This is a genomic window from Gemmatimonadota bacterium (genome assembly GCA_009841265.1).
In the GTDB taxonomy this organism is placed as follows: Bacteria; JAAXHH01; JAAXHH01; order JAAXHH01; family JAAXHH01; genus JAAXHH01.
The window spans coordinates 1,509,140-1,530,394 of sequence record VXMB01000009.1; the positions used below are offsets into that span (position 1 = coordinate 1,509,140).

The following is a 21,255-nucleotide window of genomic DNA, read 5'->3' on the forward strand; positions in this document are numbered from 1 at the left end:
CTACCAAGTAAGCGGTGTTCCATCCACCCCGCAACCAGAAATCGGCGTCGCGGTCTGTGAACCCTCAAAATACAGTTTTTACTTGAAGACCCCCTTGCGTCCTCTGTATACTCTGATTACAGATTCTTCACAATTCGCTGTTTTTCCAGGCCCCTGGCCCGGTCCGGCGCGGCGGTGTCCGCCGTATATTCCTTACCGTCGGAGCGTGCCAGAGGTATCAATCAGGAGATTCACCATGATTACGGAAGAGTCCGGTTTAAACTTCGATCCGAAGTTCGAGGATCCCGAAAAGCTTAAAGCGTTGTCCCGACGCGGGTTTATGGGCCGGATCGCGGGCGGTCTCGCCGCCGGGACAGCCCTCCTGTCCATGGCCGGAAAGGCCGGGGCGAAGCCGCCGATGCCCGAAGACCACCTCCCGGAACCCGACGACGTGGCCTACTGGAACTGGGTGGCCGACCAGTACATCATCCGCGATGGCGTTTCCTTCATGAACACCGGGACGCGTGGACCGTCCCCGGGACCTGTGCACCGGGCGCAGATCGCCGCGCTGGAAGGCGCCAACACGGATTACAAGAGCTACACAAGCTACGTATACAACAGCGACTTCCGGGCACAGATGCGGGAGAAGATGGCGAAGTACCTCGGCTGCAAGTCGAACGAGGTCGCCTTCACCAACAACACGACCGAAGGCATGGTCTTCGGCACCTTCGGCATCGACATGGAACCGGGCGACGAGATCGTGACGACCAATCACGATCATTCCAGCGGCGTGCAGCCCATCAACCTCCGGGCGGTCCGCCAGGGGACGAAGACCGTCATGATCGACCTGTCGTCCCCCGAGTACCACCCGCCGGACAGTCCCGACGCGCTGCTCAAGGCCTTCGAAGCCGCCATCACGCCGCGCACGAAGATGCTCAGCTTCTGCCACATCAACTACGGCGACGGGCTCGTCCTCCCCGTAAAGGAAATCTGCGAAATGGCCCGGTCGAAGGGCATCATCACGCTGGTCGACGGGGCGCAGCCGCCAGGCATGCTCGACCTCAATATGTACGACCTGGGTTGCGACATGTACGCGGGACCGTGCCACAAGTGGATGATGGCGTCCATGTACACGGGCTTCTTCTACGTCAAAGAGGACATCCTGGACCAGGTATGGCCGACCCTGTACGCCGGTCCGGTGAACGGCCTGACCATGTATGGGCAGGAACCCACGGGCTTCGCCAAGATTTACTACGACGAGTACCTGGCGGGCGCCTCCAAGTTCGAGCTGCGAGGTTCCTCCAACGCCCCGGCCCGCGTCGCCATCGACGCCGCGCTGGATTTCCACAACATGATCGGACCGGCCGCCATCGAAAGCCGTAACCGCTACCAGGCCGTGCGCGTGGCCAACGCCCTGCGCAATATGGACGGCGTGGACGTATACAGTTCGCCCGATCCCCGCATGAGCGCGGCGCTCGTCTCGTTCAAGGTCAGCGGCGTGGGTACGCGCGATCTCAACGACATGCTTTGGGACCGCCACCGTATCTATATCCGGAACGTCACGCACGATGAGATCAACTGGGACGCCAACCGGACGTCGATGCATGTCATGGTGACCGACGCGCAGACCGACCAGTTCATCGGCGCCATCGAGGAGATCGCGAAGGAGAAGCGCCTGTAATTTTGAACGATCAGCTCCACAGGGAGGCGTAATGGCCTATCTGCGTCATCTCGCACTGCGGTGCCGGGACGTGTCGATCTCGCAGCGTTTCTACGAGGATGTGATCGGCTTTACTTTTGTCGGCCGGCGGGGCAACGGCGAAGCCGTCGATCTCAGCGACGGCACCGCCAACATCACGCTGCTGCCCCATGACGATCCATCGCGGCCCACGCTCGAGGAAGGAGAGGAGTATATCCACTTCGGCGTGCTGGTAGACGATCTCCACGCCGCCTGGCACAGGGTCCGGAACTGGGGTGCCGAAGCGCCGAAAACAGTGAAGGGCCGGGACGCCATCTCCTCCGATACCCCGCCGGAGATCGCTTTCAAGGCCATCGATCCCGACGGCAACATTGTCGACATCTCCGGTGACCGGGACGAGTGGCGGGGCGTGAAGATATGATCAAGGGTTGATTCCCCGGATTCGATCAACCTCCTATGCGTATGTTCAGATCGGCCGCCCTTTCCATTGACAAGTCCGTCGCGAGGGCGGCCGATTTGTTTGATTTCTCCCGTGGACGCATCCCTCCCGGCACCCTCACAGCCGCCCTCTGGCCGGGCCTGGTCCGGTCCCTGGTGCGCCAGTTCAGTCAAGGCGTGGCCGGGGTTACCGGAACGAACGGCAAGCATACGACCTGCCGGATCCTGGCCGCGATTCTGCAGCAGGCCGATGCCCGGACGCTCTACCCCGAAGACATCGCCCCATCCCTCGACGAAGTGGTCTCCACCCTGGTCCGGGCGACCGATCACCGCGGCAGGATCCATGCGGACTACGGCGTGTTCGGATTCGAGACCGGCACGCTCGATCGGGCGATCAGGGTATGCAATCCCGGCACGCTCGTACTGAACAACCTGTACGACGACGAATCGGCGCAGGGGGTTGACCGCGCTGCCCTGATCGGGAAATGGTGCGACTGGTTCGGCACCATGACCGCCCGACAGCACATCCTCGTCAATGCCGACGATCCGGTCCTCTGCGGCGGATTCACGCAGGGCGTGCCGCCCCGGTTGACCTATTACGGTGTGGAGGATGAACGCCTGCACCTTGCGGATGCCGCCAGCCCCGAGGTGCCGTGCCCCCGGTGCGGCGTTCCCCTGGCCTACCGGATCACCAGCCTGGCCCACCTGGGTGACTATGCCTGCGAAGGTTGCGGTTGGGAAAGGCCGCTGCCCACCGTATACGCGATCGATGTGGATCTGGGACCGGATGAAACGAACTTCCGGCTCATCACGCCGCGGGGCCCCCTGGACGTGCGCCTCCGCCTGTCCGGGCTGCACAACGTATACAACGCCGCGGCGGCCGCGGCGGCCGCGTTATCTCTCGGCCTGAGTCCCGTGACGATACGCAAAGGCCTCGAATCCGTGAGGTCCACCGGAGGACGGGACGAACGGGTGGTGATTCATGACCGGGAAGCCCGCCTGATGACGATCAAGAACAGGACCTCGTTCCTTGAAGCGCTCAGGACCTGCCAGCTGGACCGACATCGGGGCCACTTCCTGTTCCTGCTGGACGAGGCCGTTCGGGGCGGACGCAACGCTCCGTGGATCGTGGACGAAGACCTGGAAGGCATGGTGAACTTCTCGAGGTCCGTGCACGTGGCCGGCGCGGGCGGCGCACACCTGGCCCTGATGGACGAGCAGATAGACGCGGAGGACATGGCTTCGGCCGTGGACGTCAGCGACGTGTTTCACGACATCATGCGGCGGCTCACCCCGGGCGACCGCCTGTGGGTCCTCGCGACCGAAGGCGCCATGTACGCGGTCAGACGGGAACTGAGGGACATGGGGATCATCTGAGCGCGACCGCAAGTGCTGGGTCGGCCGCAAGCGCGAGCGCGACCGTCAGTTCCAGGGCGGCCGGTCGCACCCTTTGAACGGGTAGTGATCGCCGGACCTGAACTGGGGGAGCGGAGGATAGTTATTGATTCCGTCCACGGCCTTACCCCGGCACAGGTAAGCGGGGAAGTTCTCGCGCTTGATGCGCGTGGTCGTGGGTATATACCGGAGGGTCAGTCCGCACCGGCGCCGGTCGGACAGGTTGGCCTTCGAACCGTGTATCAGGTAGGGATCGTGCAGGGATACGCCGCCCGCCGGCACGACGACATCGACCGCCTCGGATTCATCCACGTTCACATCCAGTTCCGAACTCAATACGTTATCCCCTTCGGTTCTACGGTGCCGGTACAGATTCTGGCCCCTGTGGCTGCCGGGTATGACCCGCATGCAGCCGTTCTCCGGGGTCGAGTCGTCCACGGCCAGCCAGATGGTAATGACTTCCATGGGCTCCAGCGGCCAGTAATTCCCGTCCTGGTGCCACAGCACCGGCTGCCCGTCCCCGGGCGGCTTGCTGATGTAATGGGCCGCGAAGAGCGCGATGTCGGGTCCCAGAAAGGGTTCGATGACGTCGATGAGCCGGGAATCGGTGCAGAGGCGAATCCAGAACGGATCGTCCACGATGAGGTGGTGATGGTACTGCTCCGGCCGGACGTCGGGGTACTTCTCTCCCATCCACTCGACATGGCCCTGGGCCTCGGCGGTCAGGCCGCCGTCGATGACCCTGGGCAGGACGACGTAACCGTCTTCTTCATACCGGCTTACGATATCGGCACCGTTCAACCCACACCTTCCCGCTGTTCGTGTTCGATCTGATATCTGTCCTACTATAATTATCCAGTAATTAGGACAGCGTCAACCGGTCTTCCCCCGGGCACCGGTTTTAAGGTTTCCGTCGCCGATCTGAAGGGATCAAAACACAAGCCCCCAGCCGAAACCGGGGGCCTGTATATAAAATAAAAAAGGCGGAGAACGGGAAACCGGCCAACAAATGCCGACTCGAAGCACGATGTCAACCGCGAGTCGTCTCCCGGTCCCTCACTGAATATATACATCTTCGCCGGCGCGGCGTCAAGCGCAAATACCAGGCCGGAAAGCCGGACTTTAATCTCCCGCGAAAACCGAGCGGGCCGTCTTCGTCCACAAAAGAACAGAATGGTTGACACCCCTCCGGGGACTGTGTATTTTGTTGGTTCCCACTATGCTGTGTACTACCTTGACAGAAACGCGTACGCACGTCGGCAGATCAGCTTGTCCGTGATGTACAGACAGGAGAATCCGATGAGTTCTGACCAATTCGACTTTGCCATTGCCATAGGCGGCGCCGCGGGCCAGGGTATCGCCACACCGGGCAACGTGCTCGCCCGGATTTTCATTCGCCGCGGACTGCATCTCAACGCCTACAATGCCTACCAGTCGATCATCCGGGGCGGTCATATTTTCCTCACGATGAGGATCAGCGATCATCCGGTCCACAACCACGGCGATAAGCTCGACCTGCTGGTCTGCCTGAACCAGGATACGATGGACCGGCACCTGGGCCTCATGGGACCCGGCACGCGGGTCCTCTACAACAGCGACACGATCACGCCCGGTACCCCGGAGGACGGCGTGCACCTCTGCCCGCTGCCCATCAACGAACTGACCGACAACAACCGCAACAAGCTCGTGCAGAACACCGTTGCGCTCGGGACGATCCTCTACCTGCTCGACGTGGACTTCCAGATCCTGGAAGACATCATCACCATGCAGTTTCAGCGCAAGGGGCAGGAAGTGGTCGACGAGAACGTGGGCGTGGCTCGCGCGGGATACGACTACGCAGCTGCGCACTTCGAACCCTTCACGCAGTCCCTGCCCTCCGGCGGCAAGCCGCTTGCCGTATGGACGGGCAACGACGCGCTGGCCATGGGCGGCGCGTCCGCCGGGGTCAAGTTCTACTGCGCCTATCCCATGAGTCCCTCCACGGGCGTCCTCCACTGGATGGCGCAGAACGCGCGGGAACTGGGCATCATGGTGCGCCAGGTCGAAGACGAGATCGGCGTGGCCAACATGGCCATTGGCGCGGCCCACGTGGGCTGCAGGTCCATGTGCGCCACATCGGGCGGCGGTTTCGCCCTGATGACCGAAGCCGTGGGCAGCGCGGCCATGATGGAAATCCCGGTCGTCTTTATCGACGTGCAGCGCGCCGGCCCATCCACGGGCGTGCCGACCAAGACGGAGCAGGGCGATCTCTGGCAGATCCTCGGCGCGAGCCAGGGCGATTTCGAGCGGTTCATCGTGGCGCCGACCGATGCGCTGGACGCCTTCAATACCGTACCCGAACTGTTCAACCTGGTGGATCAGTTCCAGTGCCCGGGCATCGTGATATCCGATCTGCTGATCTCCGAAGGCACCTTCAGCGTCGACCCGGACGCCATCGACATGCAACCCGGAATAGACCGGGGCGACCTGATTACGGAGTCCGGAAACGGCGCGAGCGACATCCCGACGGGTTCGCAGCTCTCCAACGGGCACGGCCTCATCGGTGCACCGAGCAACGGTTACCTGCGGTACGAGAACACGGAAAGCGGGATATCTCCCCGCGCGCTGCCGGGGGTGGAGGGATACGCCCACGTGGTGGCCACCGACGAACACGATGAAGACGGCGTCCTGGTCAGCGACGAGTTCACCAATCCCCACAAGCGGCGCAAGATGGTGGAAAAGCGGGCCCGCAAGTTCAAGAACGTCGCGGAGCGCATCGACCCGCCGGCGCTCTCGGGTTCGAGCGCCGAAGATGCCGAGATCACGCTCATTGGCTGGGGATCGACCCTCGGCGTGATCAGGGAGGCGGTGGAGATACTGAACCGCGAGGGCGTCGCCGTGAACCACCTGCCGATCAAGTGGATCGTCCCCCTGCACGTGGACGCCATCCAGGAGGTTTTCGACAAGGCGAAAAAGACCGTGATCGTGGAAAACAATCATTCCGGCCAGTTCCATCGGTACCTGCGCAGCGAGACCGGGCTTTCGGCCGACGGCCACATCCGGAAGTACGACGGCGAGCCGTTCATGCCCCATCATATCGTGGACGGCGTCCGGGAGCTGCTGGCCGGAACGACGGACATCTTCGTGCCCTATCAAGAAGTCATCGTCTAAGGAGTCTTCAACATGTCAGTGGAAACTTTACCACGCGAGGAAGTGGAAGCGAAACCGGTAGCGCCGTTGAAAGCGAAGGACTTCAAGGGCAAGGTGGATCCGGACTGGTGTCCCGGATGCGGCGATTTCGGCGTGCTGAGCAGCCTGCAGCGGGCCTGCGTGAACCTGGGTTTGCGGCCCCATGAGATCCTCACGATCAGCGGGATCGGCTGTTCCTCGAATTTCCCGGGGTTCTTCAACTCCTACGGCATGCATACGCTGCACGGACGTGCCCTGGCCGTGGCCACGGGCGCGCAGATGGCGAACCACGAACTCACCGTGTTCGTCACGGGGGGAGACGGCGACGGCTACGGGATCGGTGGGAACCATTTCACCCACACGGCGAGGCGGAACGTCGACCTGACCTATATCGTCATGGACAACCAGATCTATGGTTTGACCACGGGACAGGTATCCCCTACCAGCAGCATCGACATGCGGACCAAGAGCACACCCTTCGGCAGCGTGGAAGCGCCGGTGAACCCCATCACGGCGGCGATCATGAACGGCGCGACCTTCGTGGCCCGGGCTTTCAGCGGCGACGCCCGCCACCTGACCGGGCTCATCGAACAGGCCATCCAGCACCGCGGCTTTGCGCTGATCGACGTATTCAGCCCTTGCGTCACGTTCAACAAGGACAACGACTACCCCTTCTTCAAGCAGCGCGTCAAGAAGCTGGAGGACGAAGGACACGATCCCGGAGACTGGAAGACGGCCTGCGAGAAGGCGATGATCTGGGGAGACGAGATCTACACCGGGCTGTTCTTTCAGAAGAAGGGCGCGCCTACGCTGGGTGACCAGGAGCCGGTGCTGGACGAAGGCGGCGCGATCGCGCGGCGCGACCTGGGGATCAGCCAGGAGCAGTCCGACCGGATCATCAAGCGCATGATGTAGCGGGATAAGACGTTGACGCACCGGGTTGAAGCCGCGGTAACCGGTTGATGCCGCGATTCAGATGAAGGGGATCTCCTGCAGTTCCCGGTGCGCGGCGCGGTAGAGGGGAACCGTCGGGGCGTGCTCTGACGGGCGTTCCCCGCCGGTGACTTCGATCATGTCCAGTGACAGGACCTTGTCGCTGAAACTCCCCGATTCCAGCTTTTCACCCAGCCCCTGTTCATATACGCACTGCAGTTCCGCCATAGTGAATTCACCGGGAAGCAGTAGCAGCGCGATATTCGTGTAATTCAGTTTGGCCGCGATCCTGTCCGTGCAAACCTTCAGAATCTCATTGTGATCGTACGCCAGCGGCGGGGTGTCATTGACGTAGAACCATTCCCCCGTGCGGTACTTGTCCACCGGTTCAAAGGGCTCGCCCGGGCGGTCGGGAAACCCCATGTAGGCTGTCGAGATCGTTCGTCTCTTGGGATCCCGGTCTATGGCGGAGAAAGTGTAGACCTGCTCGAAGTAGGCGCTTGACCGGCCCGTTGCCTCGCGATAGGCGCGCCGTACCGCCGCCTCCAGGTCTTCCGTTTCGAGCACCAGGGTCCCGGGCAGCGAATAGCGGCCCACGAAGGGTTCGATTTTCAACTCGACCAGGTAGACGAGCAACTTGCCGTCGAGAAATCGAAAAATGCCCAGGTCCGTAGCCGCGTATGGTTTGGTCGGAATCATCGCATGGTCATGTTTGCATCGTTTGGAAGGGTGTGGCAAGAGAAAAATGGGTGGAAGCGCAGGTAGTCGGGAGCGCAGGTAGTCAGGAGCGGTTTGCGCCTGCGCGAAGGGAGCCGTTACACCTTCTATGGACCTGGATGTCCTGAAAACCGTCGTGCAACTCGTGTCCGGTGCGCTGATCGGCGCCTGCATCGGCATGACCGGCATCGGTGGCGGAGTCCTCCTGCTACCCGTTCTCACGCTGGGATTCGGCCTTCCGTCCACGGTGGCGGTGGGCACCGCCCATCTTTATTCCTGCCTCTGCAAGCTCCCGGCCGTGTTCTTCCATTTCAGGCAGGGGACCATCCGGTTCCGCACTTCGGCGTATTTCCTGGTGGGCGCGGTGCCCGTCTCCGTGACCGTCGCCCTCTGGATCACGGGATACGCCGGCGACATGGATCCGACCGACCCGGCCTGGCACGAACTCCAGACGAATCTACGCCAGTTCATCGCGGCGGTGGTCATCCTGTCAGGCCTGCTGATCCTGTGGCACACGTTCGTGCGGCCGGTTTCCCGCGCGGTAAAGGACCGGGCGGCCCAGGAGGAGGGCCAGGCTGTCCATCGGATTTCCGCACGGGTCACGGGTGCAAAGATCGTCCTCGCAGTGGCGCTAGGTGCTGTCATCGGCGGGTTGATCGCCTCCACCTCGGTGGGGAGCGGCATCCTGATCGTACCGCTGATGATCATCGTCTACCGCCTCACCGCGGTGGACACGGTGGGCTCGTCGATCTTCATCGCGCTGGTGCTGACGCTCATGGGTTCGATCATCTACGCCGGCAGCAGCCAGCTGGATCTCGCCATCGCCGTGACCATGGCGGCGGGATCGCTGGTGGGTGTGCCCCTGGGCGTGCGGATGTCCCGCAGGGTCCCGGAGCGATACTTGCAGATCACCATCACCGGCCTGGTGCTGGTTGCGGGATTGATTATGCTGACAGGGGGATGACGGGGAATCAGGGCGAAGAGAATACATCGTTCAACATCCCACTCAGGCGAATACCGGCCTGCAGCAGCCGTTTTTTCACGCCGTCGTTGTGCCTGAAGATGTAGTCGTAACCCAGGTAGGGTGTACTGGTGGAACGGGAATCGCCGTGGTCGTATACGGCCGGGAGCATGCTTCGCGACTCCCGTGCCCAGTCCCATACGGTGGAACGGCGCCATGCCTCGATCTCGCCGGGTTCCGCGTGTCCGAAGAACCGGACCCATTCCGTGAAGCTCAACCGCTGGTATTCGACGAGGTGCTCGTCCCAGACCGTGTGGAGGTTGGTGTTTTCACCGAACCACCGGACCCGGACGTCGTTGCCTCCCCGGTCGCTCGCATAGCCCGCGTGCAGGGGTTGATGAATGTCGCCCACGAAGTGCACCAGGAATCTCAACGCGTCCACTCGTTCCTTCTTGCCCGCTCCGCGGTCCCTCAACACCCGCTCGAACCGCAGAATGGCCTCGATTACATCGCCGCTCGGGCTCTTATGCGCCTTTTCTATGGACTGGCCCGGCGGTGCATTGACATAGTGCCAGGGCGAAGCATGGCGCCAGGCGGGGTCGGACTTGATCTCGTCGGCCCAGGTGCTGACCTGCGCCAGCGATGCGCGGCCGATGAGTTCGGAGATGCCCTCCCGCGCAGCGTCCGTGAGGTGATTCTCGGCGATCCGGCCCACGATGCGGTGGCCGTTCGGCCCCCAGGCCGCGGCCGGCAGGGACCCGCACAACAGGAGGATCGAAGCGATGGCGATTCGTGCAGTGCGCATGAGCGGTTCTCCCGTGTGCGTTCAGGGTACGTAGGAAGATCCCGGATCCGTGGGAGGCGGCGGCCAGTGCAGCCCCCGCTGGCCGGACAGGCCCCGGTTGGGCGGCAGCGTGTACTCGCGGTCCGGCAGGCCGGTCAGTTCTCCGTTATGGACCCATGCCGGGTCCAGGTCGGCCAGTTGGTCCACCAGCCGTGCCTTCAGACGGGCCACGATCCGCGTGTGTTCCGACGAGCGCGCCAGATCGCGGCGTTCTTCCGGGTCTTGCTCGAGGTCGAATAACTGCGTTCGGTTGCCCACGGGATAGTAGATCAGCTTGTGCCGGCCGTCGTGCATCATGCGCGTGGCCTGGGCGTTTTCGCCGCACTCGCCGTAAAGGTATTCGCGTTTCTCGTCGCCCGCCATGGAAAGGCCTTCGACCGAGTCCGGGACATCGATTCCCGCGAGGTCCAGCAGTGTGGGCATCACGTCCTGCCAGCCCACGAGCCGGTCGTCGGTGCGGTTGTGTCCGACCCGGTCGTCGCCAGGCGGACCCACAAGTATCATGGGTACGTTGGCCGATTGCTCGTAATACAGGCGCTTCGCCCACAGGCCGTGATCGCCCAGCATGTCCCCGTGGTCGGCCGTGAAGAGCACGATCGTGTTGTCGATCAGGCCTTCCTCCCGCAACGTGCCGATCACCACGCGCAACTGGTGGTCGATGTGGGTACAAAGCGCGTAGAACGCCCTTCTCGCCCATGCGACCTGGGCATCGCTCATCCCGCAGTTATTACCCCGGACCGCCTTCAGCGCATAGGGCAGGTCGTCGCGGTTCTCCGCCCAGTCGCCGTGGTACGGCTCGCCCGGATCCTCGTCGCGATATAGGTCCAGGTAGCACTGCAACGGGGTCAGCGGAGGGTGGGGATGGCAGTAGGACAGGTACCAGAATCCCGGCCTTGTCGGATCGCGGCGCCGTATCATCCGGGCCATCTGGCGTGTGGTCCAGTTAGTCACGTGCATGGCCTCGGGCAGATGCCAGGGCCGCTGGCCGTAATCGTTGTTGCTCATGCCGTGGGTGAATCCTTCCCCGGCGTAACCGTTCTCACCGAGAAAAGCCTCGTAGTCGTCCAGGGCGCCGATGTTCGGACGGCCCTCTTCGGCCAGGATCACGTCATCGAACCCGATCCGGTCCCGCTGCGGGTATACGTGCAGCTTGCCCACGGCGTAGGCCTGGTATCCGTTGTCCCGGAAGGTCTGGGCCACGGTGGGTACCGGCGGCATGGGGTTGTCGACCTTGAAGACACGGTCGCCGTGCGTTGCCGTGGTCGTGCCGGTCATGATCGTCCTGCGGGCGGGAATGCACACCGGGCATTCGCTGTAGGCCCGCGTATACCTCACGCCGCTGCGGGCGAGGGTGTCCAGGGTGGGAGTCTGGATCACCGGATGTCCCGCGTGACCGAACAGCCTGCCCGGCCAGTGATCGGTACAAACGAGCAGTACGTGGGGAGATGACGGCATGGTGCTCCCGTACAAAACATACTTCGAGTGCAAGCGTGTCGAACGAATACCACAATATACCACACGCGCTGCCCAGTGTCCACCAGTACCGGCGATTACAAACTATGCATTTTCGTTGACGAATCGTGTTGACAGGTTATATTATATCTGTATATACGGTTTTTAGGTTATAGTCGATGCTATCGGACGCGAACCGTCGTGATGCTACCGAGAAAGAGCCGCCGGACATGGGTCGACGCGCAGGTGCTGCCGGGTTCGAACCTTATTACTGGTGCGCAGGGGTAATCTTATGGATAAGGATGTCGCCGTATTCAAAGCCTGTTCGGACCCGACGCGCCTCCGCATCCTGTTCCTGCTGACCGAGCGGGAACTATGCGTGTGCGAAATCATGGCGGTCCTGGATATGCCCCAGGGCAAGATCTCCCGGCACCTGGCCGTGCTGAAGCAGTACGGCCTGCTCACGGACCGCCGCGATGGAGTCTGGATCTACTACGCGCTGGCCACGGACTCCTCGATCGCCCTGAAGTACGTGTCGGTCTATCTCGTCTCGGCCCGACAGGTCCACGAGCGGGTCCAGGCGGACCTGGATCGGTTGCGCGGATTGGCCAGCGAGGGCAAGATCTGCGTGCCCCAGCCCTCCATGGCCCTGCTCCAGGTCGACGAACGTGAAGATCCGGCCCTGCACGGTCAGTCGATGATCTAACGGGAGTTGCAGTGAAACCGTCCCAAAAGGATACCGCCATCTACCCGGACCTCATTCGCTATCTGCAGGCGCGACTGGAAGAATCCAGCCAGATTCCTGACGACCGCAGACAGACGCTGGACCGCGTTTCGACGTACGTCGCCGCGCGGGTAAGAAGCGGTGAGCCGGCCCTACTGACCTTTATCTGCACGCACAATGCCCGCCGGAGCCAGATGGCCCAGATCTGGGCTCACGCCGCCGCGCGATTCTTCAGCTTGCGGGGAGTTGCCGCCTACTCGGGCGGAACAGAGGCTACCGCCTTCGATCCGAGGGCCGTATCGGCGATGGTCCGGGCGGGATTCCGGGTCGAAAGGCATTCGAAGGAGGTCAACCCGGAGTATCTCGTTCATGCGGGGAGCGAGATTCCCCCGGTAAGCGCGTTTTCCAAGGCTTACCACGATCCATCGAATCCACAGCACGGATTCTGCGCGGTCCTGACCTGTTCGAGCGCCGACCGCGAATGTCCGGTGATACCCCGCGCGGACCGGCGTGTGCTCGTCCCCTACGAGGATCCGAAGTCCTCCGCTGGCACGGACCGGGAGGCGGAGGTCTACGACGAAAGATGCCGGGAGATCTGCCGGGAGATGGTATGGCTGTTCGCGAGGGCGGCGGGAGGGGACGACGTGGCCGTGACGGTAAAAGCGGCCGGGGCGGACAAAGCGGCCAAACGCAAATCCATCACGAAATCAACCTGATCGAGACCATGGATACGACGAAGAGTAAACTGTCGGCGCGAGATCGGTACCTGACCCTCTGGATCTTCCTGGCCATGGGCCTCGGCGTCGCGCTCGGCGTGTGGGCGCCGGAGGTGCCCGCCCTGATCCAGCTCGGCCAGATAGGCACGACCAACCTGCCGATCGCCATCGGGCTCATTCTGATGATGTATCCCCCGCTGGCCAAGGTGAAGTACGAGGAACTGTGGGACGTGTTCCGCAACGTGCGGATCCTCGGCGCGTCCCTCTTCCTGAACTGGGTCGTCGGACCGATCCTGATGTTCGGACTCGCGGCGATCTTCCTGCCGGCGCATCCCGAGTACATGACCGGCCTGATCCTCATCGGCCTGGCACGGTGCATCGCCATGGTCATCGTGTGGAACGAACTGGCGAAGGGAAACACGGAGTACGCCGCCGGTCTCGTGGCCTTCAACAGCCTGTTCCAGGTCTTCTTCTACAGCGTGTACGCCTACGTCTTCATCACGGTACTTCCGCCCTGGTTCGGGTTGGAGGGCAGCGTCGTGCCGGTGACCATCGCCCAGATTGCGGAAAGCGTGCTTGTCTACCTGGGCATTCCCTTCTTCGGCGGCATGGCGACCCGCCTGGTCCTGCTGCGGCTCAAGGGAAGGCCGTGGTACGAGTCGACCTTCATCCCCCGCATCAGTCCCATCACCCTGGTTGCGCTGCTGTTCACCATCGTGGTCATGTTCAGCCTGAAAGGCGACACGATCGTGGCCATCCCCCTGGATGTAGTCAGGATCGCCGTTCCGCTCCTCGTGTATTTCGTGCTCATGTTCCTGATCACCTTCTGGATGGGACGGAAAATCGGCGCGGACTATTCAAAAAACGCCACGCTTTCCTTCACCGCCGCGAGCAACAACTTCGAACTGGCCATCGCCGTGGCCGTGGCGGTCTTCGGCATCGAATCGGGCGTGGCCTTCGCGGCGGTCATCGGCCCCCTCGTCGAGGTGCCGGTCATGATCGCGCTGGTCAACGTGGCCCTGCGTTTCCGGCGCGTGTATGACCGGTAAACCGTCGCGGCGTCCCGCGGCCGGGCCTGAACGCCGGGCCTGAATGCCGGGCCTGAACGCCGGACCTGAACGCCATGCCTGAACTTTAACATTGCTTCAAGTCGCTCCCGATTCGTATAATCTCGCCCTGCCGTTTCCTCTCGCTTCCTTCCTCCCACGAAAAGGCTGGCCAGGGTGACCCACATCGACGAAAACCAGCCGTTGACGACGAGGTCCGTCCTCCTCGTGCTGATGCTCTGCACGCTCTGGGGCGGCCTGGTCGTATCGGTCAAGGTGGGCCTGCAGGGCATCCCGCCGATCCTCCTGGCTGTGCTGCGCTTCGGGGTCGCCCTCGTGTGCGTCTTCGCCTGGACGCGACTGGCCGGCGTCTCGCTCTACGTGGCGCGGGGCGACCGTCTGATCATCGCCGTACCCGCCCTCGTCATGGCCGCGCAGATCCTCTTCCTGAACATCGGCGCGGAGCAGACCTCCGGTAGCCACGCCGTGCTATTCATGCAGACCTACCCCTTCGTCGTCGCCGCGATCTCCCACTACATCATACCAGGCGACCGGCTAACGCTGATGAAGAACCTCGGGCTGGTTCTCGCCGGCGCGGGCATGGTGCTGACCATATACGACGAAGCCGGTGGACCGTCGACCCCGCTGGGCGACGTGCTGGTTCTGTTCAGCTCCATCAGCCTGGCCATACAGATCATGATCAACAAGGTCCTGGTCAGGCGCATCTCCCCCGTGGCGGTGATCTTCTGGCAGCAGGTGGTCGTGCTGCCCATCTTCACTGTCCTCTGGGTGTCTACCGAATGGCATCTGCCCGTCACGATCGACCCGGCCATCGTGGCGGCGGTCCTGTACCAGGGCGCCATCGTGGCCGGATTCTGCTTTCTCGTATGGATCCGGCTGCTGCAGCGGCACAGCGCCACCCAGATCAGCGCCTTCTTCTTCACGACGCCTCTCTTCGGCGTCCTCCTGAGCTGGCTCATCCTGGGCGACCAGGTGACCACTTACCTCACGGGCGGCCTGGTGCTGCTGGCGGCCGGATTGTGGGTGGTCAACCGGTATTGAAGGCCGCTCGGGCCGCGTAGACCGTTCGGGCCGCATAAACCACTCGGGCCGCACCGCCCGGCCAGGGACGACCGAAGGCCGGCGACCCTCAACTTCAGAAAGGAATCCAACGATGATCATCGACTGCCATGCCCACGCGTGGGATTACTGGCCCTACGAACCGGAAGTCCCGGATCCGGAGAACCGGGGCCGGGCCGAGATGCTGCTGCACGAAATGGACCTGGTCGGGGTGGACAAGGCGGTGCTGGTCTGCGCCCGGATCGAACACAACCCCAACAACAACGACTACGGAGCCGAGTGCGTCCGCCGATACCCCGACCGGTTCATCCAGTTCGCCGACGTGGACTGTTCCTGGTCCGACACCTACCACATCCCGGGCGGCGCCGACCGGCTGGCCGATTCGGTAGAGAAGTACCGGCTGAATGGGTTCACCCACTATCTGAAGGGCGATACGGACTGGTTCGAGTCGCGGGAAGGCCTCGCGTTCTTCGAGAAGGCGGCCGAACTCAACCAGATCGCTTCCCTGGCCCTGGGTTCCGCCTGGATGCCCGCGCTGCGCAAGCTCGCGCGTCGGTTTCCGGACACCCCCTTCCTCTGCCATCACATGGCCGGCGTGAAGGTGGGCGAACCGGCGCCCCGGCCCATGCTCGAAGAGGTCCTGGCGTCGGCGGACGTACCCAACATCCACATCAAGCTGTCCGGTTTCCAATACGTCTCGGAGACCGCCTGGGAATACCCTTACTCGGACTGCATGTGGATCGTCCGCAAGCTCTACGAGTACTACGGGGCCGACCGCCTCTGCTGGGCGTCCAACTATCCGCCCGTCGCCCGGGCGAGTACGTACCAGCACTCGCTCGAAGCCGTCAGGACCCACTGCACCTTCATCGCGAGGGCGGACATGGACCTCGTCCTGGGCGGGAATATGGCGCGTTTGCTGGCGGCGGCAGGGTAAAACCGTGAAATTTACGGAAACTATCGCCCCGCACCTGCTGTCTAATGGTGCAGACAGGCGGGAACTTCACATGAATGACAAGCGTTTGCGGTTGTATAAACATAGTCAGTATTGATTTAGTATTGATCTGAAGGAGCAGGCATGCGTCGTCCAGGCGTTCTACCCCTCATAATGCGTCTTTCCCGGACAGCCGCCACCGCGGCATGCATCGCTTTCCTGGCGGCATTCGTTGCCGCGGGGTGCGGCGACGCCAGTTCCGAGGCCGCGGAAGGGGAGACCGGCGAAGAGAAGGTCGTCGGCAAGGACGGCGAAGCCGAAGCCGACACCACGGAGGTGTTGCCGGTCCCGGTAAACGTGTACGAGGCTTCCCTCGGCACCATTTCCGATGTCGTGCTGACGACCGCGTCGGTGGAAGCCGACCGCGATGCCCAGATTTTCCCGCGGACGACCGCCATGATCGAAGAGATGCGCGTCGAAGAAGGCGACTACGTGAAGCGAGGCGATGTCCTTGCCGTACTGGAAAACGACGAAGAGGAAGTAACCCTGGCGCGCGCGGCGGCCATCCGGGATGCCCGCAAGCAGGAATTCGATCGTTCGGAGGCCATGCTGGAGGGACAGCTCATCAGCGAGGTGGATCACGAGGCGAAGGAGCGGGAGCTGATCATGGCCCGGGCGGACTGGGAGTCCGCCAGGGTCGCCTTCGACAAGACCACCATACGTGCGCCTTTCGGCGGCACCATCACGGAACGCCACCAGAACGTGGGCAACATGGCCAGGCCGGGGGATGCGCTTTTCACGCTGGTCGACCTGAACACGTTGCTGATCTACACCCACCTGCCCGAAATGGAGTGGTCGCACGTAGCCTCGGGCCAACAGGTCATCCTCGAAACGGAGACCCTGCCGGACGGCACGTTCAACGGCACGATACACCGTGTGAGCTCCATCATCAATCCGCAGAACGGCACCTTCAAGGTCACCATCAGGATCGACGATCCAGGCTGGCGGCTCAAGCCGGGCATGTTCGTCAAGGTGACCATCCTCGCAGACCAGCACGAAGGCGTACTGCTGATCCCCAAGATCGCCCTGCTGGAAGACGATGAAGTCTTCACCGTGAAGGACAGCGTCGCAACCCGCGTCGCCCTCACCCTCGGCCTGCAGGACGCGGACTTCACCGAGATCCAGGAAGGGCTGAGCCCGGGCGACCTGGTCGTGATCGCCGGCCATCGCAGCATGAAAGACAGCACCCGGGTTAAGATCGTCGCTCCCGAAGCGCCGGAATAACCTCCATGAACATCGTTGATTTCGCCATTCGCAAGCCCGTCACCATCACGATGCTGGTACTGGCTGCGCTGATCTTCGGATACGTGTCCTTCCAGCGTCTGGCGGTCAATCTCCTTCCGGACATCTCCTACCCTTCCCTCACGGTGCGCACGGAGTACGAAGGCGCCGCCCCCCAGGAAATCGAAAACCTCATATCCCGCAGGATCGAAGAGGACGTGGGGGTCGTCACCGGCCTGGTGGAAGTCAGTTCCATCTCCCGGGCGGGCGTCTCCGACGTGGTGCTCGAGTTCGACTGGGACACGGACATGAACCTGGCCATCATGGACGTGCGGGAACGGGTGGACCGCGTATTCCTGCCCCAGGACGCCGAGCGTCCCATCCTCCTGCGGTACAACCCGGAGCTCGATCCCATCATGCGCCTGGGGTTGTCCGGAGACGACCTGATCATGCTGCGGAACCTGGCGGACTGGGAGATCAGGCGGCAGCTCGAAACGGTGCCGGGCGTCGCGTCGGTCCGCATCAAGGGCGGGCTGGTCGAAGAAATCCAGGTGGAGATCAACGAAGCGCAATTGACCCGGCTGGGACTTACCTTCGGCCAGATCAACCAGCGTCTCGCCGCGGAGAACATCAACCAGGCCGGAGGGCAGCTCCAGGAAGGCGACGAAGCGCTGATCGTACGGGCGGTCAACGAATTCCAGACCGTCGAGGAGATCGGCGATATCATCATCTCCAGCCGGGGCGAGGTACCCGTGCGCCTCCACGACGTGGCCACGGTCCGGCGGCATTTCAAGGAACGGAAGACGCTTACGCGGATCAATGGCCGCGAAAGCGTGGAGATCGCCCTGTTCAAGGAAGCGGACGCCAACACGGTGACGGTCGCTCGGGCGATCAGGGAACGGCTGGGCGATGTGGAGACGGGAGATGGGGAACCAACGGGGGATGTGGAACCGGTAGTCGCCGAAGGAGCGGAAGACGAAACCACCGAGGAGTCGGAAGAGACGGCCGCGGCCGGTGCGGAATCAACGGGCGCCGGACCCGGTGCCGCCGTGATGGGCATCGAGGAGAATACCATCGTTTCAACGCTGCCCGAAGGCGTGACCCTTCACCTCGTGTCGGACCAGTCCCGCTTCATCGAAAACGCCATCGACGAGGTGATCAAGACGGCCCAGTGGGGCGGCGTGCTGGCGATCCTCGTCCTCTTCCTCTTCCTGCGCAACCTCCGCAGCACGCTCATCGTCGGCGTGGCCATCCCGGTGTCCGTGCTGATCACCTTCATCCTGATGTTCTTCAGCCAGACCACGCTCAACATCATGTCCCTCGGCGGCCTGGCCCTGGGCATCGGCATGCTGGTGGACAACGCCATCGTCGTGCTGGAGAGTATCTTCCGCTGCCGGGAGGAAGGCGACAGCATGGTGGAAGCCGCCCGCCGCGGCGCGTCGGAAGTGGGGATGGCGGTGACCGCTTCGACCCTGACCACGATCGCCGTGTTCTTTCCCATCGTATTCATCGAAGGCATCGCCGGCCAGATCTTCACCGACCAGGCCCTGACCGTCACCTTCGCCCTCCTGGCGTCCCTGGCCGTGGCCCTGACCTTCATTCCCATGATGGCTTCGCGGGAAGGCAGCCTGGGCGAAAGGGCGGGGCGGGGCCTCTGGGTACAGTCGGCCTTCGGAGATTTCAGGCGGACGGCCGCAGAGGAGCGCGGTGGGGCGATCCGATGGTTTGCCGGCAGGCTGGGCAGCGATTCGGCGAACTGGTTCGTGAACACCTTTCCGGGCCTGCGCTGGTTCGGTGAGATCGCTCAGCATTTCCGGCAGAAGGGTGGCGATCGGGCCCCAGGTGCGGCCCGCTGGATCCTGTTCTTTCCCTTATACCTTGTCGGCAGGATCCTCCTGCTGGCAGGCCACTGGCTATGGGGCAGCGTCAGGCAGTACCGCAGTCCGGATGTTCGGCCTCCCAAGAACCGGTGGCTGCGTGCGGTCGCGTGGGCTCCGCGCTGGATCCTCGTCTTCCTCACCCGGCTGATCCTGCCCGTCTACCGGCTCGTCCGGTTCCTGGTCGGCAGTCTGTTCAAGATCCTGTTTGCGATCGTCCCCAACCTGCTTCTCGTGGCCCTCTTGCCCGTGTGGTTTCTCCTGCGCGGGGTCTTCTGGGTGCTGGGCAAGGTGGCTCAACCGATCCTTTACGTTTTCACCAAGGGGCTTGAAGGCCTTCAGTCGGCTTACGTGTCCTTTCTCACCAGGGCGCTCAACCAGCGTTTTGTCACGTTGCTCGCGGTCGCGGCGATCGTCGGGACGACCATGGTACTCATTCCCCGCCTCGGCACCGAGCTGATCCCGGAAATGGAGCAGGGCGAGTTCGCGGTGGACCTCATCCTGCCTACCGGCACGCCGCTGGAGGAAACGGACGAAACCGCGACGATGATCGAATCCCTGATCCGGGAGGATGCGGATATCAGGCAGGTCTACGTCGTGGTGGGCGCGACAGAGTCCAGTGGATCGCTCATGGATGAAGAGCGCGAGAACGTGGCCCGCGTCGGGGTCATGCTCGACGCGGAAGCCATTCGGACACGAGGCAGCGATCCCGTCATGGACCGTCTGCGGCAACGCCTGTCCGATATACCGGACGCCCGGGTCGAATTCGTCCGGCCGGCGCTGTTCAGCTTCAAGGCTCCGCTGGAGGTCGAGATCCGGGGGTACAACCTCAAGGACCTCCGCGGCGTCAGTGGCGAGGTAGTCGACGTACTCGACGGCCTGGAAGGCCTGAGGGACGTGCGGTCCCTGATGGAGGCAGGCTACCCCGAAGCCGTGATCGTTTTCGACCGTGACCGAATGGCGGCCCTTGGCGTGGACATCGGGCAGGCCGCGGACGCGATCCGGAACAAGGTCCGCGGCAGCGTGGCCACCCGGTTCTCGGCGGGAGAACGCAAAATCGACATCCTGGTGCGGGCAAGGGAAGAAGACCGGAGGCAGATCGCCCAGTTGAAGGCCATGGCCGTAAACGCGGGCGAACGGGGGAACGCCGGGCAGAGCGAGCGGACAGGCGGGAACGAAGAAGGGGAGGAGTCGGCATTCCGGTCGGGCACCCAGGCTTCTGCTTCCCGCGCTCAGGAAAGCGGTCCGATCCAGCTCGGCGCCGTGGCCCGGGTCCAGCTGGACGAAGGCCCGAGCGAGATCCGGCGCATCGATCAGCAGCGCGTGGCCCTGGTGACGGCGAATCTGACCGGGATCGACCTGGGAAGCGTGGCCGGCGACATGCAGGAGAGGCTGGCCGGAATGAGTCTTCCCGACGACTTCACCATCGACATCGGCGGCCAGTACCGGGAGATGACCATCGCTTCGCGCAGCATGCTGCTGGCCATCGCCATGGCCGTGTTCCTGGTCTACCTGGTCATGGCTTCGCAGTTCGAGTCGCTGCTCCATCCGTTCATCATCATGATCTCCTTTCTGCTTGCCCTTTCGGGTGTTCTGCTTACCCTTTATCTACTGGATATCGCGATCAGCGTGATCGTCCTGATCGGCATCATCATGCTGGCCGGGATCGTGGTGAACAACGCCATCGTGCTGGTGGACTATATCAACCAGTTGCGGCGCCGCGGCATCGAGCGGATCGAGGCGGTCATCACCGCGGGCCGGGTCAGGCTTCGCCCGATCCTCATGACTTCGGCCACGACGATTCTGGGACTGCTGCCACTCGCGCTGGGCCTGGGCGAAGGCGCCGAGATCCGCACGCCCCTCGCCGTTACCGTGATCGCGGGACTGATCGCTTCGACCTTTCTGACCCTCATCGTGATCCCGGTGATCTACTCGCTGGTGGACCGGGATCAGCACAGCGCTCCCGCAGAGGCCGCGCCGGCGGAGGGTCCCGTCCAGCCATGACCAGGAACCA

The 21,255-nt window shown here is 63.0% G+C and carries 17 protein-coding genes; 13 read left to right on the forward strand and 4 right to left on the reverse strand.

The genetic code is table 11. From position 1 onward, the window contains the following. The first annotated feature begins 235 nt into the window (after nt 1–235). The 3 genes from F4X08_11390 to F4X08_11400 are packed head-to-tail and all read left to right on the forward strand — an operon-like array spanning nt 236 to nt 3,493. Nucleotides 236–1,660: an aminotransferase class V-fold PLP-dependent enzyme gene (locus tag F4X08_11390; GenBank protein MYD26404.1), complete on the forward strand. Its 1,425-nt coding sequence runs from the start codon at nt 236–238 to the stop codon at nt 1,658–1,660. 31 nt (nt 1,661–1,691) lie between these two features. Continuing rightward, complete coding sequence (locus F4X08_11395; protein ID MYD26405.1) at nt 1,692–2,099, forward strand: VOC family protein; 408 nt, start codon at nt 1,692–1,694, stop codon at nt 2,097–2,099. A gap of 35 nt (nt 2,100–2,134) precedes the next feature. Then, nucleotides 2,135–3,493, forward strand: a complete 1,359-nt coding sequence (locus F4X08_11400) for a DUF1727 domain-containing protein (protein MYD26406.1) — start codon at nt 2,135–2,137, stop codon at nt 3,491–3,493. Nucleotides 3,494–3,538: 45 nt separating this feature from the next. Here F4X08_11400 and F4X08_11405 read toward each other — a convergent pair whose 3' ends face one another. After that, a complete protein-coding gene (locus F4X08_11405; GenBank protein MYD26407.1) occupies nt 3,539–4,204 on the reverse strand; it encodes a phytanoyl-CoA dioxygenase family protein in 666 nt (221 codons plus the stop codon). 606 nt (nt 4,205–4,810) lie between these two features. Here F4X08_11405 and F4X08_11410 point away from each other — a divergent pair. Both F4X08_11410 and F4X08_11415 read left to right on the forward strand, forming a co-directional pair. Continuing rightward, nucleotides 4,811–6,661: a 2-oxoacid:acceptor oxidoreductase subunit alpha gene (locus F4X08_11410; GenBank protein MYD26408.1), complete on the forward strand. Its 1,851-nt coding sequence runs from the start codon at nt 4,811–4,813 to the stop codon at nt 6,659–6,661. Nucleotides 6,662–6,673: 12 nt separating this feature from the next. Continuing rightward, the gene (locus tag F4X08_11415) at nt 6,674–7,594 is read left to right on the forward strand and encodes a 2-oxoacid:ferredoxin oxidoreductase subunit beta (protein ID MYD26409.1); all 921 of its coding nucleotides are present in this window, start codon (nt 6,674–6,676) and stop codon (nt 7,592–7,594) included. 57 nt (nt 7,595–7,651) lie between these two features. On the opposite strand, the gene F4X08_11420 is transcribed toward F4X08_11415, so the two are convergent. Next, nucleotides 7,652–8,311: an NUDIX hydrolase gene (locus tag F4X08_11420; protein MYD26410.1), complete on the reverse strand. Its 660-nt coding sequence runs from the start codon at nt 8,309–8,311 to the stop codon at nt 7,652–7,654. 127 nt (nt 8,312–8,438) lie between these two features. On the opposite strand from F4X08_11420, the gene F4X08_11425 reads away from it, so the two are divergent. Further along, entirely contained in the window at nt 8,439–9,293 is an 855-nt protein-coding gene (locus F4X08_11425; protein ID MYD26411.1) for a sulfite exporter TauE/SafE family protein, read from the forward strand. 7 nt (nt 9,294–9,300) lie between these two features. On the opposite strand, the gene F4X08_11430 is transcribed toward F4X08_11425, so the two are convergent. Continuing rightward, nucleotides 9,301–10,095 carry a S1/P1 nuclease gene (locus F4X08_11430; GenBank protein MYD26412.1) on the reverse strand — a complete coding sequence of 265 codons (795 nt, stop codon included), beginning with the start codon at nt 10,093–10,095 and terminating at the stop codon, nt 9,301–9,303. Nucleotides 10,096–10,116: 21 nt separating this feature from the next. Beyond that, nucleotides 10,117–11,589: a sulfatase-like hydrolase/transferase gene (locus tag F4X08_11435; protein MYD26413.1), complete on the reverse strand. Its 1,473-nt coding sequence runs from the start codon at nt 11,587–11,589 to the stop codon at nt 10,117–10,119. A 289-nt stretch (nt 11,590–11,878) separates the two neighbouring features. Between F4X08_11435 and F4X08_11440 the strand changes: the two genes are divergently transcribed. The 7 genes from F4X08_11440 to F4X08_11470 all read left to right on the forward strand — a co-directional run bounded on the left by F4X08_11440 (nt 11,879) and on the right by F4X08_11470 (nt 21,245). Beyond that, the gene (locus tag F4X08_11440) at nt 11,879–12,292 is read left to right on the forward strand and encodes a winged helix-turn-helix transcriptional regulator (protein ID MYD26414.1); all 414 of its coding nucleotides are present in this window, start codon (nt 11,879–11,881) and stop codon (nt 12,290–12,292) included. An 11-nt stretch (nt 12,293–12,303) separates the two neighbouring features. After that, nucleotides 12,304–13,026, forward strand: coding sequence for a protein-tyrosine-phosphatase (locus F4X08_11445; GenBank protein ID MYD26415.1), 723 nt, complete (start codon nt 12,304–12,306; stop codon nt 13,024–13,026). Between the two features lie 8 nt (nt 13,027–13,034). Next, nucleotides 13,035–14,075 carry an ACR3 family arsenite efflux transporter gene (gene arsB / locus F4X08_11450; protein MYD26416.1) on the forward strand — a complete coding sequence of 347 codons (1,041 nt, stop codon included), beginning with the start codon at nt 13,035–13,037 and terminating at the stop codon, nt 14,073–14,075. Between the two features lie 174 nt (nt 14,076–14,249). Continuing rightward, nucleotides 14,250–15,134, forward strand: coding sequence for a DMT family transporter (locus F4X08_11455; protein ID MYD26417.1), 885 nt, complete (start codon nt 14,250–14,252; stop codon nt 15,132–15,134). Nucleotides 15,135–15,246: 112 nt separating this feature from the next. Beyond that, the gene (locus tag F4X08_11460) at nt 15,247–16,086 is read left to right on the forward strand and encodes an amidohydrolase (GenBank protein ID MYD26418.1); all 840 of its coding nucleotides are present in this window, start codon (nt 15,247–15,249) and stop codon (nt 16,084–16,086) included. Between the two features lie 141 nt (nt 16,087–16,227). After that, entirely contained in the window at nt 16,228–17,367 is a 1,140-nt protein-coding gene (locus tag F4X08_11465) for an efflux RND transporter periplasmic adaptor subunit (GenBank protein MYD26419.1), read from the forward strand. Nucleotides 17,368–17,372: 5 nt separating this feature from the next. Further along, nucleotides 17,373–21,245 carry an efflux RND transporter permease subunit gene (locus F4X08_11470; protein MYD26420.1) on the forward strand — a complete coding sequence of 1,291 codons (3,873 nt, stop codon included), beginning with the start codon at nt 17,373–17,375 and terminating at the stop codon, nt 21,243–21,245. Nucleotides 21,246–21,255: the final 10 nt, after the last annotated feature.

What these genes read in the sequence shown, in the direction of transcription:
- F4X08_11390 (MYD26404.1), top strand. Translation starts at nt 236, where the DNA reads ATGATTACGGAAGAGTCCGGTTTAAACTTCGATCCGAAGTTCGAGGAT.
- F4X08_11395 (MYD26405.1), top strand. Translation starts at nt 1,692, where the DNA reads ATGGCCTATCTGCGTCATCTCGCACTGCGGTGCCGGGACGTGTCGATC.
- F4X08_11400 (MYD26406.1), top strand. Translation starts at nt 2,135, where the DNA reads ATGCGTATGTTCAGATCGGCCGCCCTTTCCATTGACAAGTCCGTCGCG.
- F4X08_11405 (MYD26407.1), bottom strand. Translation starts at nt 4,204, where the DNA reads ATGGGAGAGAAGTACCCCGACGTCCGGCCGGAGCAGTACCATCACCAC.
- F4X08_11410 (MYD26408.1), top strand. Translation starts at nt 4,811, where the DNA reads ATGAGTTCTGACCAATTCGACTTTGCCATTGCCATAGGCGGCGCCGCG.
- F4X08_11415 (MYD26409.1), top strand. Translation starts at nt 6,674, where the DNA reads ATGTCAGTGGAAACTTTACCACGCGAGGAAGTGGAAGCGAAACCGGTA.
- F4X08_11420 (MYD26410.1), bottom strand. Translation starts at nt 8,311, where the DNA reads ATGATTCCGACCAAACCATACGCGGCTACGGACCTGGGCATTTTTCGA.
- F4X08_11425 (MYD26411.1), top strand. Translation starts at nt 8,439, where the DNA reads ATGGACCTGGATGTCCTGAAAACCGTCGTGCAACTCGTGTCCGGTGCG.
- F4X08_11430 (MYD26412.1), bottom strand. Translation starts at nt 10,095, where the DNA reads ATGCGCACTGCACGAATCGCCATCGCTTCGATCCTCCTGTTGTGCGGG.
- F4X08_11435 (MYD26413.1), bottom strand. Translation starts at nt 11,589, where the DNA reads ATGCCGTCATCTCCCCACGTACTGCTCGTTTGTACCGATCACTGGCCG.
- F4X08_11440 (MYD26414.1), top strand. Translation starts at nt 11,879, where the DNA reads ATGGATAAGGATGTCGCCGTATTCAAAGCCTGTTCGGACCCGACGCGC.
- arsB (MYD26416.1), top strand. Translation starts at nt 13,035, where the DNA reads ATGGATACGACGAAGAGTAAACTGTCGGCGCGAGATCGGTACCTGACC.
- F4X08_11460 (MYD26418.1), top strand. Translation starts at nt 15,247, where the DNA reads ATGATCATCGACTGCCATGCCCACGCGTGGGATTACTGGCCCTACGAA.
- F4X08_11465 (MYD26419.1), top strand. Translation starts at nt 16,228, where the DNA reads ATGCGTCGTCCAGGCGTTCTACCCCTCATAATGCGTCTTTCCCGGACA.
- F4X08_11470 (MYD26420.1), top strand. Translation starts at nt 17,373, where the DNA reads ATGAACATCGTTGATTTCGCCATTCGCAAGCCCGTCACCATCACGATG.